General features: G+C 73.1%; 13 protein-coding genes. 7 read left to right on the plus strand and 6 right to left on the minus strand.

The features are described from left to right. Nucleotides 1–13: 13 nt before the first annotated feature. Genes ACIA47_RS21150 through ACIA47_RS21165 form a run of 4 tightly spaced genes read right to left on the minus strand, consistent with a single transcriptional unit; the run spans nt 14 to nt 4,576 of the window. Nucleotides 14–730, minus strand: a complete 717-nt coding sequence (locus tag ACIA47_RS21150; protein WP_396710149.1) for an SIS domain-containing protein — start codon at nt 728–730, stop codon at nt 14–16. Further along, entirely contained in the window at nt 727–1,944 is a 1,218-nt protein-coding gene (locus ACIA47_RS21155) for a glycosyltransferase (protein WP_396710024.1), read from the minus strand. The genes ACIA47_RS21150 and ACIA47_RS21155 overlap by 4 nt, the downstream gene beginning before the upstream one ends. Next, entirely contained in the window at nt 1,929–2,903 is a 975-nt protein-coding gene (locus ACIA47_RS21160; RefSeq protein ID WP_396710026.1) for a glycosyltransferase, read from the minus strand. Before ACIA47_RS21160 ends, ACIA47_RS21155 begins: the two co-directional genes overlap by 16 nt. After that, nucleotides 2,900–4,576 (minus strand): HAD-IIIA family hydrolase, encoded by a 1,677-nt coding sequence (locus ACIA47_RS21165; RefSeq protein ID WP_396710028.1) that lies wholly within the window; start codon nt 4,574–4,576, stop codon nt 2,900–2,902. Before ACIA47_RS21165 ends, ACIA47_RS21160 begins: the two co-directional genes overlap by 4 nt. 174 nt (nt 4,577–4,750) lie before the next feature. On the opposite strand from ACIA47_RS21165, the gene ACIA47_RS21170 reads away from it, so the two are divergent. The 3 genes from ACIA47_RS21170 (at nt 4,751) to ACIA47_RS21180 (ending at nt 7,094) form a co-directional block, all read left to right on the plus strand. Beyond that, on the plus strand, nt 4,751–5,173 hold the full coding sequence (locus ACIA47_RS21170; RefSeq protein ID WP_396710030.1) for an SRPBCC family protein: 423 nt from the start codon (nt 4,751–4,753) through the stop codon (nt 5,171–5,173). A 2-nt stretch (nt 5,174–5,175) separates the two neighbouring features. Then, complete coding sequence (locus ACIA47_RS21175) at nt 5,176–6,177, plus strand: SDR family oxidoreductase (RefSeq protein WP_396710032.1); 1,002 nt, start codon at nt 5,176–5,178, stop codon at nt 6,175–6,177. A gap of 149 nt (nt 6,178–6,326) precedes the next feature. Continuing rightward, nucleotides 6,327–7,094, plus strand: coding sequence for a polyprenol monophosphomannose synthase (locus ACIA47_RS21180; RefSeq protein WP_396710034.1), 768 nt, complete (start codon nt 6,327–6,329; stop codon nt 7,092–7,094). Nucleotides 7,095–7,198: 104 nt separating this feature from the next. Here ACIA47_RS21180 and ACIA47_RS21185 read toward each other — a convergent pair whose 3' ends face one another. Continuing rightward, on the minus strand, nt 7,199–8,806 hold the full coding sequence (locus ACIA47_RS21185) for a phytoene desaturase family protein (protein WP_396710036.1): 1,608 nt from the start codon (nt 8,804–8,806) through the stop codon (nt 7,199–7,201). 72 nt (nt 8,807–8,878) lie between these two features. Here ACIA47_RS21185 and ACIA47_RS21190 point away from each other — a divergent pair, with 72 nt between their 5' ends. Next, entirely contained in the window at nt 8,879–10,312 is a 1,434-nt protein-coding gene (locus ACIA47_RS21190) for an aldehyde dehydrogenase family protein (RefSeq protein WP_396710038.1), read from the plus strand. 70 nt (nt 10,313–10,382) lie between these two features. Here ACIA47_RS21190 and ACIA47_RS21195 read toward each other — a convergent pair whose 3' ends face one another. Further along, the gene (locus ACIA47_RS21195) at nt 10,383–10,784 is read right to left on the minus strand and encodes a ChaB family protein (protein WP_203120655.1); all 402 of its coding nucleotides are present in this window, start codon (nt 10,782–10,784) and stop codon (nt 10,383–10,385) included. Between the two features lie 177 nt (nt 10,785–10,961). Here ACIA47_RS21195 and ACIA47_RS21200 point away from each other — a divergent pair, with 177 nt between their 5' ends. The 3 genes from ACIA47_RS21200 (at nt 10,962) to ACIA47_RS21210 (ending at nt 12,979) form a co-directional block, all read left to right on the plus strand. After that, complete coding sequence (locus tag ACIA47_RS21200) at nt 10,962–11,948, plus strand: YihY/virulence factor BrkB family protein (protein ID WP_396710040.1); 987 nt, start codon at nt 10,962–10,964, stop codon at nt 11,946–11,948. Nucleotides 11,949–12,048: 100 nt separating this feature from the next. Further along, nucleotides 12,049–12,465, plus strand: a complete 417-nt coding sequence (locus ACIA47_RS21205; RefSeq protein ID WP_396710042.1) for a DUF2795 domain-containing protein — start codon at nt 12,049–12,051, stop codon at nt 12,463–12,465. Between the two features lie 52 nt (nt 12,466–12,517). Next, nucleotides 12,518–12,979 (plus strand): SRPBCC family protein, encoded by a 462-nt coding sequence (locus ACIA47_RS21210; RefSeq protein ID WP_091401658.1) that lies wholly within the window; start codon nt 12,518–12,520, stop codon nt 12,977–12,979. Nucleotides 12,980–13,040: the final 61 nt, after the last annotated feature.

Genomic DNA, 13,040 nt, shown 5'->3' on the forward strand with positions numbered 1-13,040 from the left:
CCTGCTGGCCGGCTCACGCGTCGACCTGCTGTCCGGGCCCCCCGTCGAGCACCACCTCGACCCCGGTGCGTACCGGCGCGGAAGGCAGCCGACCGGCCGGTGCGGGCTCCCCGGGCCCGGGGTGGACGACGGTCGGATCGGCGACTGCCGCCAGCGCGGCGGGCAACTCCTGTTCGAGGTACTCGCAGAGCAGATGACTGGTCACCAGGTGCAGCTCCTGGACGACCTGGGTGTCCGGGGACGCGACGGCCAGCACGTCGTCGCAGACGTCGGCGAGCGGGTTGGGCGCGGTGCCGGTGAGCGCCCAGGTGCTCACCCCGACGTCGCGGGCCGCCTGCGCGGCGGCGATCAGGTTGGGGCTGGTTCCGCTGGTGCTCAGCAACAGCAGGATGTCGCCCGGACGGCCGTGGGCGCGCACCTGGCGGGCGTACACGTCGGTGTAGCCGTAATCGTTGGCGATGGCGGTGAGCGCGCTCGTCTCGGCGTGCAGCGCAATCGCGGACAGCGGCTGTCGGTCGTCGTGCAGCTTGCCCACCAGCTCGGCGGTGAGGTGCTGGGCTTCGGCGGCACTGCCGCCGTTGCCGGCCACCAGCAGACGCCCCCCGCCAGCCAGCCGGCGGGCCAGGTCCGCGCCCCAGCGCGCCAGCTGTCGCTCACACCGTCGGTACGGCACCAGCGCCGCGGCGAGATTCGTCAGGTGGGTGTCGAGCAGGCTGCCCGTCGGCATCAGGCCACCACCCGGGTCGGCCGGCGCACGGCGGCCACCTGGCTGTAGACCTCGACCAGCCGCTCGGCGGTGGCCGCCCAGGAGTACCGCTCCCGGGCCCGCTCACGCGCCGCCGTCGCGTACGCGAAACGCCTGATCCGGTCGTCGAGCAACCCCTGGATCGCGGCGGCCAACGCGTGCGGGTCCCGGGCTGGCACGAGGTCACCGGTCGTCCCGTCGACCACTGTGTCCCGGATGCCGCCCACGGCCGTGCCGACGACCGGCACCCCACAGGCCATCGCCTCCAGCGGGGTCAACCCGAACGGCTCGTACCAGGGCGCCGCGACCAGCAGGTCCGCCGAGCGGTACCAGCGGCCCATCTCCTCCCGGGGCACCGCGCCGACCAGGTGCACCCGATCGGCCACCCCGCACGACTCCGCGAGGGCCCGCAGCCGGCGGGCGTACGGGTCGGTCTCCAACAGCCCCTCGGGCGGGCCGCCGACGACCACGCACTCGGCGTCCGGAACCAACGCCATCGCGCGGATCACGGTCTGGAAGCCCTTGCGCTCGACAAGCCGACCCACGGTGAGGATGCGGGCCCGTCCCGGTTCCCGGTCGGCGGCCGGTCCGAGCGGGGCGAAGGTGGCGAGGTTGACCCCGGAGGGCACCACTGTCATCCGGGACCGGGGCACACCCATCCGGACCAGTTCGCCCACCTCGTCGCGGCACTGAGCGACGATCCGGTCCACCGAGCGGCCCAGCTCCCGCTCGTAGGAGACCCGTCGGGCCGGGCTGGTGTCCTGCACACCCTGGTAGCGGCGCTTCACAGTGCCCAGCGCGTGGTACGTCTGCACCACCGGCACCCCGGTCTGCCGGCCGGCGGTCAGCCCGGCCAGGCCGCTCATCCAGAAGTGCGCGTGGATCACCTCGGGCACCCAGTCGCCGCCGCGCCACCGCTCGATCAGCCAGTTGCTGAACTCCCGCATGTGCGGCAGCAGCGCGTCCTTGGCCACCGGCTCGGCCGGGCCGGCCGGCACGTGCACCACGTCGTACCCGTCCGGGCTGCGGACGGTCACCGGCAGGTCGGGCGCGTCGCGGCGGGTGTAGACCCGCACCTCGTGCCCGGCGGCGGCGAGCGCGGCGGACAGCTCCGCGACGTGCGTGTTCTGGCCGCCGGCATCCTCCCCTCCGAGGACGGCGAGCGGGCTGGCGTGCTCCGAGATCATCGCGATCCGCATACTTCCTCCTCCAGCAGCCGGTCCCAGTCAGCGAGGAAACGGTCGAGGCCGTACCTGTCGCGCGCGGCGGTTCTCGCCGCCGCTCCGGCCTGCCGCGCGGTAGCCGGTTCGGCGATGAACCGGCGGGCGGCGTCGAGCAGGGTGTCGGTCCGGGTGGCGAGCGCCCCCGCCTCCGGGGGCACCGCCATCACCGCCTCGGTGGTGGCGAGCGCGACGATCGGCATGCCGATCGCCATCGCCTCGATGAGGCTGAGCCCGAGGGAGGTCCACCGGCACAGGTGCAGGTACGCCCGTCGCCGGGCCAGTTCGGTGTGCATCCGCTCCTGGGGCACGTCGTCGTGGCTGGTCAGCCGATCGGCGGGCAGCCCGAGGTGGTCGGCCAGGCCGGCGACGCCCATGCCGAACACGTCCAGAGGAGCGATCTCGGCGAACTGGGGCAGCAGGTCGGTGCCGGTGACCCGACCTCGTCGAACCGGCTCGTTGATCACCACGGCGAGCCGGTCCAGCTCGCCGTTGTAGGAGGCGGAGGGGGCGACGATGCCGTGGTCGACCACTGTGGTGCGGGTGGCGCCGGTGTCCCAGAAGATCTGGTTGAACCCGGTGACGTGGGCGATGAGCAGGTCGTCGCGGTCGGCCATCGGGTGGCGGGTGTTCGGCACGTCGCCCTTGGGGGTGTTGTGCTCCACGTAGATCGCAGGAAGGTCGCGGCCGGGGCGACGACGAAGCCACTGCTCGGCCCGGTCGATCTCCTCGGGGCGTTGCAGGATGACCAGGTCGACGTCCGCGCTCGGCAACTCCTCCGGGCTGACCTCGACCGCGCTGTCCGGCCACGGGTAGGTGCGGGCCCGGCCGAGGCCGTACGGGCCGCGGTCGGGTGTGGTGGGAATCAGGTAGCGGTGGCTGCCGTGCACGAACGACGTGGTCCAGGAGCCGTGCACGTGCCAGAGCAGGATGTTCATCGGCCGCCACCACCGCTGACGGCGAGGGTCCGGAGCGCGTCGACCACGTCGCCCGGGTCGACGCCACTGAGGCAGGGGTGCCCGGGGACCGGGCAACTGGCCGCCCGGGTGTCCCGGCACACAGCGGCGGCGTCGCCGAGCCGAACGGTCGGCACCCGGTAGGGCCCCCACTGGCCGAACGGAACGGTCGGTGCGAAGAGACTCACCACCGGCACACCGGCGGCGGCCGCCAGGTGCGCGGGCCCGGTGTTGCCGACCACTACCGCGCCGGCGTCCGCGACGATCGCGGCCAGCCCGGCCAGGTCGGTGCGGCCGCCCAGGTCGGTGCCGCCGGCCGCGGCGACCCGGGCGGTGACCGCGCGCTCGTCCGGGCCGCCGGTGACCAGCACCCGGTGCCCGGCGTCGGCCAGCGCCCCGACGATCCGGGTGGCCACCTCGGGCGGGCAGGCCCGGCTCGACGCGGCCGACCCGGGGTGCAGCACCACGTAACCCGCATCGCCGAGGTCGGCCGGGCGCGGCGGCACGGCGTCTCGGCGCAGCCGCAGGACCGGCTCGTCGCCGTCGGGCAGCCGATGGCCGGCGGCGGCGGCCAGGGAGAGGGCACGTTCGGGTTCGGGGACGCCCACCGGCACCCGGTGCCGGATGTCCAGCAGCGAGCCCGGATAGTCGTCGCTGATCGCCGCGATCCGGTCGATTCCCGCCATCCGCAACAGCAGCGCCAGCGGCAGGGCGGACTGGTGGAACGAGGTGAACACCACCGCCTGGTCCGCGCCGACCACGCCCAGCTGCGCGGACAGGCTCCGCATGGCCTCCGGGTCGACCGGCCCCGGCGTGGGGTCGATCCACGGCAGCGGATGCTCGATGATCTCGTCGACGCCGGGCAACAGGTCGGCGGCGGCCCGGCCGCGCGGCCCGCACAGCAGCACCACCCGCTCCGCTCCGGCCGCGACGGCGCGGATCGCCGGGCCGGTGACCAGCACGTCACCCGCCGAATCCGAGCGGACGACGAGCGCCGTCCGTACCGGTTCGGTGGGCGGGGTCGAGGGCTGCACGGCCTGTTGGCGGCGCAGGATCTCCGCCACCGCCGCCGGCAGATCGGTGGCCACCCACCCGGCGGCCGCGACCTCCTCCGGCCGGGTCATCGGGGTGGGCACCAGCACCCCCGCGGCCCCGGCGGCCATGGCGGCGCCGACGTCCCGGCCGATGTCGCCTACGAGTACGCAGCGGGACGGCGTCGTCCCCAGCTCCCGGGCGGCGGCGTACACCAGGCCCGGCGCCGGCTTGCGGCAGTCACAGCCGTCGGCGTCGTCGTGCCGGCAGACCAGCCACGCGTCGAACCGGCCCAGCAGCTCCTCGACGCGGGCGTGCACGGCCCGCATCTGCTCACCGGTGAAGTAACCCCGGGCCAGGCCCGACTGGTTCGTGACGACCGCCAGCCGCAGCCCGGCCGCGCGCAGCCGGTCCAGCGCCGCCCGCGCGCCCGGCACCGGCCGCACCTTCTCCGGGTCGCCGTTGTACGGCACGTCCTCGATCAGGGTGCCGTCGCGGTCCAGCAGCACCGCGTCGTAGAGCACCGCTCGGGGACTTGCGACAGACCCGGAACCGGCGCGGTCAGCAGCGGGGTACACCTGGGCTGACCTGCGCTGATACGGATCCTCCTGGTCCTGTCGCACAGCCGGCGGGTTCCCTGCGCCCCGAGGAGTAAACGTCGCCGTGGAGGGGGTGGGCCAGCGCCGCCAGCGATGCCCCGGGTCGGCCTTACCCGCCGTCTCAGAGAAGCTAACCAGGTCAGCAGTTAGCCCGTGCCGTGCTCCGGGTATGAGATCCCGGTGGCGATTGTGGAGAAAGTGATTGAGGCTTCCCCGCAGCAGGTGTTCGACGTGCTCGCGGACGGATGGACGTACAGCGACTGGGTGGTCGGGACGACACACGTGCGAGACGTGGACGACGCCTGGCCCCGGGTAGGCAGCCAACTGCACCACAAGGCCGGGCCGTGGCCGTTCTCCTTGCAGGACGCCTCGACCGTGCTGTTCTGCGAACCGCCGCACCGGCTCGTGCTGAAGGCCGGTCTCTGGCCGGCCGGCGAGGCGATCGTGGCCTTCACGCTGGAGCCGGTCGGCGAGAACGCCACCCGCATCCGGATCGGGGAGGATTTCGCCGCCGGCCCGCTGCGCTGGGTTCACAACAAGGTCAACGATCTGGTGCTGCACCGGCGTAACCGGGAGACGCTGGCCCGACTCTCCGACATCGCCACTCGGCAGAAGGGGTGACTGTGACCCGGACCGTGGTGGTGACCGGGGCGAGCGCCGGCGTCGGTCGGGCCGTCGCCCACGCGTACGCGGCGCGCGGCGCCCGGCTGGCGCTGCTGGCCCGGGGAGAGGCGGGTCTGGTCGCCGCCGAGCGGGAATGCCGACTGCGCGGCGCGACCGACGTGCGGGTGTACCGGGTCGACGTGGCCGACGCGGGCGCGGTGCAGCAGGCCGCCGACGACGTGGTGCACCGCTGGGGCGGCATCGACGTGTGGATCAACAACGCGATGGCGTCGGTGTTCGCGCCGGCCTGGGAGATTCCGGCGCGCGAGTTCCGTCGGGTCACCGAGGTCACCTACCTGGGCACGGTGCACGGCACCCTCGCCGCGCTGCGGCACATGCGCGCGCACGGGCAGGGCACGATCGTGCAGGTGGGCTCGGCGTTGGCCTACCGGGGGATCCCCCTGCAGTCGGCGTACTGCGCGAGCAAGCACGCCGTCCAGGGGTTCAACGACTCGCTGCGCGCCGAGCTGCTGCACGACTGCCCGGGGGTGAAGTTGTCAATGGTGCAGCTGCCCGCGGTCAACACGCCGCAGTTCTCCTGGGTTCGCACCCGGCTGCCCCGGCATCCGCAACCGGTGCCGCCGATCTTCACTCCGGAGCTGGCCGCCCGGGCCATCGTCTGGGCTGCCGACCGTGGCACCAGGGAGCTGAACGTGGGTGGCCCGACCTGGCAGGCTCGGGTGGGCGACGCCCTGTTCCCCGGCCTGCTGGACCGCAAGCTGGCCCGCGACGGCTACGACAGCCAGCAGACCGGCGAGGAGATCGATCCGGCGACCTGGCGGGACAATCTGGATCACCCCGGCGATGCGGACACGGACCGGGGCACGGCGGGCGTGTTCCGCGAACAGGCGCGGGACCGTTCCGCGGCGCTCTGGGTCGGCACGCACAAACCAGCGCTCTCCGGTGTCGCGCTCGCCGTCGCGGCGCTCGCCCTCAGCGCTGTCGCTCGCCGTCGTCGCTGACCACCGCGAGCCTCTGATCAGGGCTTCGACGCCTGCGCGCGATGGGTGGCGAGGGCCCGCAGCGCCCGGAAGGGGTGCCTCCCTCAGACCGAATGCGGGAACTAGATACCCTTTCCATGACCCTTGTCCGCAAACCGAGGATGACCGACATGATCAAGCCGGTGCAGTTGCCGACGCCGTGGCGCGACGCACGCCTGACCGTCGTGGTGCCCACGTACAACGAGGCGGGCAACCTCCCGGCGCTGGTCGAGCGGCTGCTCGCGCTGCCACTGCCGGGGCTGCGCATCCTCGTCGCCGACGACAACTCCCCTGACGGCACCGGGGAGGTGGCGGACAAGCTGGCCATCGAGCACCCCGACCGGATCGAGGTCGTGCACCGCGCCGGCAAGGAGGGCCTCGGCCGGGCGTACGTGGACGGGATGACCCGGGCGATCGAGGGCGGCGCCGAGTACGTGGCGCAGATGGACGCCGACCTCTCGCACCCGCCCGAGGCGCTCCCGGGAATGCTCGGCGCGCTGCTCTCCACCCAGGCCAGCGTGGTGATCGGTTCCCGGTACGTGCCCGGCGGCGAGCTTGACGAGAACTGGCCGCTCTACCGCCGGGCGCTCAGTGGCTGGGCCAACCTCTACGTGCACACCCTGCTGCGGGTACGCATCCGGGACCTCACCGCCGGCTTCAAGATCTGGCAGGTCGAAGCCCTGCGGGACATCGACCTGGAGCGGGTGCAGTCCAACGGCTACAGCTTCCAGGTGGAGATGCACTACCTCGCCACCAAGCTGGGGCACACCATCCTGGAGGTGCCGATCCGCTTCGAGGAGCGGCGCGACGGCGTCTCCAAGATGACCACCGCGACCAAGGTGGAGAGCGCCCTCATGCCCTTCCGCCTCCGCAGCAAACACCGCAACATCACCCGCTAACCCGGCCCCCACCCCGTCTGGTTGAGCAAGAGGTTTGCGTCAGATCCGCCGAGGCTGACGACGCAAACCTTTTGATCACCGAGACCCAAGGGTGGGGGTGGGCTTCAGTCGGGGTAGATGGCGCGATGGGCGGTGGAGATGGCCGCGGCGTAGGCGCGGCCGGTGAGCGCGCGGTCGCGGGCCAGCGCGGCGCGGGCCGCGTTCGCGCCCGGTGCGCCGTGCACACCGCCGCCGGGGTGCGCCGACGCGCTGGCCAGAAAGAGCCGGTCCACCGGGGTGTCCGCCCGGCCCAGGCCAGGGATGGGGCGCAGGAAGAGCTGCTGGTACGCGGCGGCGGTCCCGCCGCCGAGCGTGCCACCCACCAGGCTCGGGTTGCCCTTCTCCAGGTCGGCCGGCCCGGCCACGTGGCGGCCCACGATCAGGCTCCGGAAACCCGGTGCCGCCGCCTCCAGCACGTCCTCCATCCGCTGCACGTGCCCGGCGACCTCCTCGGCCCGCCAGTTCCGCCGGAACGGCAGATGGGTGTACGACCAGAGTGACTCGGTGCCCGGCGGGGAGTGGCTCGGGTCCGCCACCGACATCTGCCCGAGCAGCAGAAACGGGTCGCGGGGCAGCTCGCCGCGGGCCAACTCGCTGGCGTAGTGGGTGAGCCCGTTCAGGTCCGCGCCGAGGTGCACGGTGCCCGCGCCGGCCACCTGGCGGTTCGTCCAGGGCACCGGCGCGGAGAGCGCCCAGTCCACCTTCAGCGTGGAGCCGTCCCAGCGGAAGTGCGCCAGGTCCTCCACCAGCCTGAACGGCAACGCCGCCGCGCCGACCAGGTCGAGGTAGAGCGCCGGCGCCGGGACGTCGGCGAGCACCGCCCGCCGGGCCCGCCACAGCGCGCCCCCGACGGTCCGGACCCCCATGGCCCGGCCCCGGGCGGTGAGCACCCGCTCGGCCCGAGCGCCGTAGATGATCGTCCCGCCGCGCCCCTGTAGCCGATCCACCAGCGCGTTGGTGATCCGCTGCGCGCCGCCGTCGGGCACCGGCCAGCCGACCTGCTGGCCGAGCATGGCCAGCAGCCAGCCGTACACCCCGGAGCCGGCCTCCTCCGGGGAGAGGTCGGTGTGCAGGGCACACCCGGCCAGCAGGGCCGGCCCACCGGGGCCGTCGAAGAGTTCGTCGCCAAGTTTGCGGACCGGCACGACGAGCCGCCGCGCGAGTCGCAGCGCGCCGGCGACGCGCAACCGGCGCAGCAGGCCCAGCCCGCCGCGTACCGGCGGGAACGGCGAGGTGATCGCCTCCAGCATGGGCTCGGCCACGTCGAGCCAGTCGGTGTACGCGTTGAGCCACCGCTTGCCGTCCCCGGGGGCGAACTGCTCCAGCGACGCGGCGGTGACGTCCGGGTCCCGATTGATCACCGCGGCCCGACCGTCGGGCAGCAGGTGCGCCAGCACGTCCGGCGAGTGCCGCCAGGACAGCCCGTGCCGACCCAGGTCCAGGCCGCCCAGCACCGGTGAGGCGTACCCGAGGGGGTAGAACGAGCTGTAGAGGTCGCTCAGGTAGCCGGGCGCGGTGACCTCGGCGGAGCGGACCGCGCCGCCGGGCACCGCTGTCGCCTCCAGCACCACCACGTCCCAGCCGGCGTCGGCCAGCAGGTTGGCCGCAACCAGGCCGTTGTGTCCGGCTCCGACGATGACCGCGTCCGCGCTCTGCGCGGCGGTGGTTGTCATCGGATCCGCCTACCCGGCGCGCAACCGGGCGAAACGCGTTTGCCTCGTCGAGGCCGGGGCATCCAGCGCCGCATGTACACGGTTGCGCAGCTGGTGGGCGGGGTGTGGGGTGCGGGCGGCGACGGCGGCGAACTGGTCGTGCGTGATCCGGCGGACGATGCGCCGGTGAGCACGGTGCCGGTGGCCACGGCCGACGAGGTGGGCAAGGCGACGCAGGCGGCCCGCAACGCGGCGGCCCAGTGGGCGGCGACCGCGCCGGCGGAACGGGCGGCGGCGCTGCACCGGGCCGCGGACGCGGTCGAGGCGGTCACCGAGGAGTTGGCGGCGGCGGTCACCGCGGAGATGGGCAAGCCGTTGGCGGACGCCCGCGGCGGCGTCGAGGCGGGGATCGGCACCCTGCGACAGTATGCGGAACTGGCACCGCTGCGCGGCGGGCGCACGCTGAACGGCGAAACCGACGCGCTGGACTTCCTGACCCCACAGCCACGCGGGGTGGTCGCGGCGATCACCCCCTGGAACGACCCGGTGGCGGTCTCCTGTGGACTACTCGGCGCGGCAGTGGTGACCGGGAACGTGGTGCTCTACAAGCCGAGCGAACGGACACCGGCGACGGGTTGGCTGCTGGCCCGAGCACTGGACCAGGCACTGCCGGCCGGGGTGTTGTCACTGCTCACCGGCGGCCCGGAGGTGGGTGCGGCACTGGCGGCGCAGGACGTCGACGTGGTGGCCCACGTGGGTTCCACAGCGACCGGGCGGGCGATCGCCGCCGCCGCGGCCCACACCGGGGCGAAGGTGCTCCTGGAGAACGGCGGTAGTGACCCGTTGATCGTGGACGCGGGCATCGACCCGGAGTGGGCGGCGGAGCAGGCGGCGCTCGGCGCGTTCGCCAACGCCGGTCAGATCTGCGTGGCGGTGGAGCGGCTCTACGTGCACCGTGAGGTGGCCGACGACTTCGTGGCCGCGCTGGTACGCCACGCCGGAGCGCTGCGGGTCGGGCCGGGCCGGGACCCGGGCACCGAGCTGGGCCCGCTGGTCGACCGGCGGCACCGGGAGCACGTGCACGGGCAGGTGGCGGCCGCGGTGGCGGACGGCGCCCGGGTGCGGGTGGGCGGCGAGGTGCCGGACGGGACGGGAGCGTTCTACCCGGCCACAGTCGTCACCGACTGCCGCCACGACATGCCACTGGTCCGGGAGGAGACCTTCGGGCCGGTCGCCCCGGTGGTGGTCGTCGACTCGTTCGACGAGGCGCTGCGCTGCGCGGCGGACTCCCCGTACGGGCTGGCCGCAACGGTGTTGACCCCGTCCATGAGTCACGCGCAGCGGGCGTGGCGGGAGCTGCCGGTGGGCACGGTCAAGGTCAACGCGGTGTTCGGGGGTGCGCCCGGGGGTGCCGCGCATCCGCGCCGGGCCAGCGGGCAGGGCTTCGGGTACGGCCCCGAACTGCTGGACGAGTTCACCGCTACGAAGGCGGTGCACATCGAGGCGCCGGGCGGCGGGCACTGGTGAACGGTACGGGCGGACGCAGGGATGGCGCGTCCGCCCGTACCGCGTCGGTTGTGCTCCGGTGCGGCGCCGGTCAGTCGCCGCGGGCCTTGCGGGTGGCGCGGTCGTTGGCCTTCTCGATGGCCGTGACCAGCTCCGGCTTGGTCATGCTGGACCGGCCGGGTACGTCGAGTTTGCGGGCCACCGACATCAGGTGGTCCTTGGTGGCGTTGGCGTCCACCCCACCAGCGGTGGGTGCCCGCCGTTCGGGCCCGCCACCGGCGGCCTGCTGGTCGCTGGGGCCCTTGCGGCCCTTCGGCTCCCAGTGGTCGCCCACCTTCTCGAACTCATGCTTCACGGCGGCGAAGGCGGTGCGGTGCGACCGCTCCCCCTCGCCGTAGGTCTCGACCGCCGAGTCGTGCGTCTTCTCCCAGGTGCGCTGCGCCTTATCCGGAGAGCGCCGCAGCGTGCTGGGCAGGTCCTCGCGCCCGGGCATCTCGTCCTCCTCCGTGTCGACAGGGTCACAGTGACCGTTCCCGCGTGACGCGGCGGCAAACCATAGTGGCGTCGGCCGGGCAGCGGGTGGGTTTGTCGATTTCCCCATCCGGGTACCGCCGCGTCCAGGCCAGACCGGACGACCGGTCATCCGGCGGCCGGGGCGCAGGGAGCGGGCATGACGACCACGGAGCCGGGTACGACGCTCGACGGCACACCGCGCCCGGGGGTTCCCCGGCGGATGCGGCAGCTGAGCTGGCGGACCTGGCGCGGGGTGCTGGTCCGCAGCGTGCAGGGCTTCGTCAACGACAACTGCTCCGACTGGGCTGCCGCGCTGACCTACTACGGCGTGCTGGCGCTCTTTCCGTCCGCCATCGTGGTGGTGGCGCTGGTCGGTCTGGTCTCCGACGGGGAGCGGACCCTGGACACGGTGGCCGACCTGGCCAACCAGGTGGGCGCCGGGTCGGTGTTGACCAACGACGAGGGCGGCGTGGTCGGGGTGATCCGGACCGTGGTGCTCGACCAGAGCAACCCCAAGCTGCTGCTGAGCTTCGGCCTGCTCGGCGCGCTGTGGTCCGCTTCGGGCTTCATCGGCGCGTTCACCAGGGCCTCGAACGCCGTCTACGGCGTGACCGAGGGCCGGCCGGTCTGGAAGCTCCGGCCGTTGCAGATCGGCTTGGCGGCGATCTCGCTGGTGCTGCTCGCGGTGGTCGCCTTCGCGTTGATCGTCAGTGGGCCGGTCACCGATGCGGTCGGGGACCTGATCAACGCCGGTGGTCTGGCCCGCACGGTGTGGAGCGTGGCGAAGTGGCCGGTTCTCGCCATGATCATGATGGCGTTGCTGTCCCTGCTGTTCTGGATCGCGCCGAACGTGCGCCAGCCCCGGTTCCGCTGGCTGACCCCGGGCGGCGCGGTGGCGCTGATCTCCTGGGCGGCGGCCTCCTTCGGCTTCGGCCTGTACGTGGCCAACTTCGCCTCGTACAACACCACCTACGGCAGCCTGGGGGCGGCCATCGCGTTCCTGGTCTGGCTCTACCTGTCCAACTCGGCGCTGATGCTGGGGGTGCAGATCAACGCCGAGGTGCAGCGCGGGCGGCAGTTGCAGGCCGGCGACCGGGACCCGGAGGAGCCGGTGCTCCCGCCCCGCAAGCCCGCTGGCGACTGAGTTCCCGATCGGTCGCGGGGTCCGGTTCGCCGCCCGGCCGAGGGCCGGTTCGTGGCCCGGTGCCGGTTTATCGGGTGGGGTGCCGGGTAGCGCAGAAGGCATGGAGCGTGGGAACAGCAAGCACGGACCGAGGATCGACGAACAGATGAGTCAGGAGGTCAGCGGCCTCGTACAGGGGCCGGGGACCGGTGGCTCTCGGGTCGACGAGTCGCGGGTGCCGGAATCGGCTGGCGAGGACCAGCCGGAGACGACCACCGCCCCGGCCGGCGACCTGCGCACCGGCACCCCGCAGGGCATGAGCTCCACGGACGTCGAGCAGCGCAGCCGGCTCGGCCGGTTCATCTCGATGAGCGCGCTGCCGGGCGACCGTCTGGTGCTCATTGCCAGCGCCCGGGAGAACGAGGCGCCGGACGACATCGTCGCGGCGCTGGAACGGCTGCCCGAGGGCACCGTCTACCAGACGGTCTCCGAGGTCTGGGCGGCACTGGGCAACAAGAACGAGACAACTCGCTGGTGAGCGGATCGCCCCCGATCCGGCAATCCACCCGCGGCTGAAGGAGGTTTCCCCGATGAGTGGCGTTACCGAACATGTGGACGTTTCCGTGCCCGTACGCACCGCGTACGACCAGTGGACGCAGTTCGAGGAGTTCCCTCAGTTCATGGAGGGTGTGCAGGAGGTCCGGCAGCTCTCCGACACGATGACCCACTGGACGGTGGACATCGCCGGGGTGAAGCGTGAGTTCGACGCCGAGATCACCGAGCAGCTCCCCGACGAGCGGGTCGCCTGGCGCTCGACCGACGGCACCCAGCAGGCCGGTGTGGTGACCTTCCACCGGTTGGACCAGGACAAGACCCGGGTCACCCTTCAGCTCGAGTTCGAGCCGCACGGCGTGGTCGAGCAGGCCGGCGACAAGCTCGGCATCGTCGACCGGCGGGCCAAGGGGGACCTGGAACGGTTCAAGACCTACATCGAGCGGCGTGGTCAGGAGACCGGCGCCTGGCGCGGACAGGTGGACCGTCCGCAGCCGTGACCCTGAGCAGTGACACCGATGGCCGCCGGAATCCCGGCGGCCGTCGCCGTGTCCGGGCCTG

This window comes from Micromonospora sp. NPDC051227 (assembly GCF_044455385.1).
In the GTDB taxonomy this organism is placed as follows: domain Bacteria; phylum Actinomycetota; class Actinomycetes; order Mycobacteriales; family Micromonosporaceae; genus Micromonospora.

Coding starts and splice junctions, on each gene's coding strand:
- ACIA47_RS21185 (WP_396710036.1), bottom strand. CDS start 8,806: ATGACAACCACCGCCGCGCAGAGCGCGGACGCGGTCATCGTCGGAGCC.
- ACIA47_RS21195 (WP_203120655.1), bottom strand. CDS start 10,784: ATGCCCGGGCGCGAGGACCTGCCCAGCACGCTGCGGCGCTCTCCGGAT.
- ACIA47_RS21180 (WP_396710034.1), top strand. CDS start 6,327: ATGATCAAGCCGGTGCAGTTGCCGACGCCGTGGCGCGACGCACGCCTG.
- ACIA47_RS21190 (WP_396710038.1), top strand. CDS start 8,879: ATGTACACGGTTGCGCAGCTGGTGGGCGGGGTGTGGGGTGCGGGCGGC.
- ACIA47_RS21160 (WP_396710026.1), bottom strand. CDS start 2,903: ATGAACATCCTGCTCTGGCACGTGCACGGCTCCTGGACCACGTCGTTC.
- ACIA47_RS21200 (WP_396710040.1), top strand. CDS start 10,962: ATGACGACCACGGAGCCGGGTACGACGCTCGACGGCACACCGCGCCCG.
- ACIA47_RS21210 (WP_091401658.1), top strand. CDS start 12,518: ATGAGTGGCGTTACCGAACATGTGGACGTTTCCGTGCCCGTACGCACC.
- ACIA47_RS21205 (WP_396710042.1), top strand. CDS start 12,049: ATGGAGCGTGGGAACAGCAAGCACGGACCGAGGATCGACGAACAGATG.
- ACIA47_RS21155 (WP_396710024.1), bottom strand. CDS start 1,944: ATGCGGATCGCGATGATCTCGGAGCACGCCAGCCCGCTCGCCGTCCTC.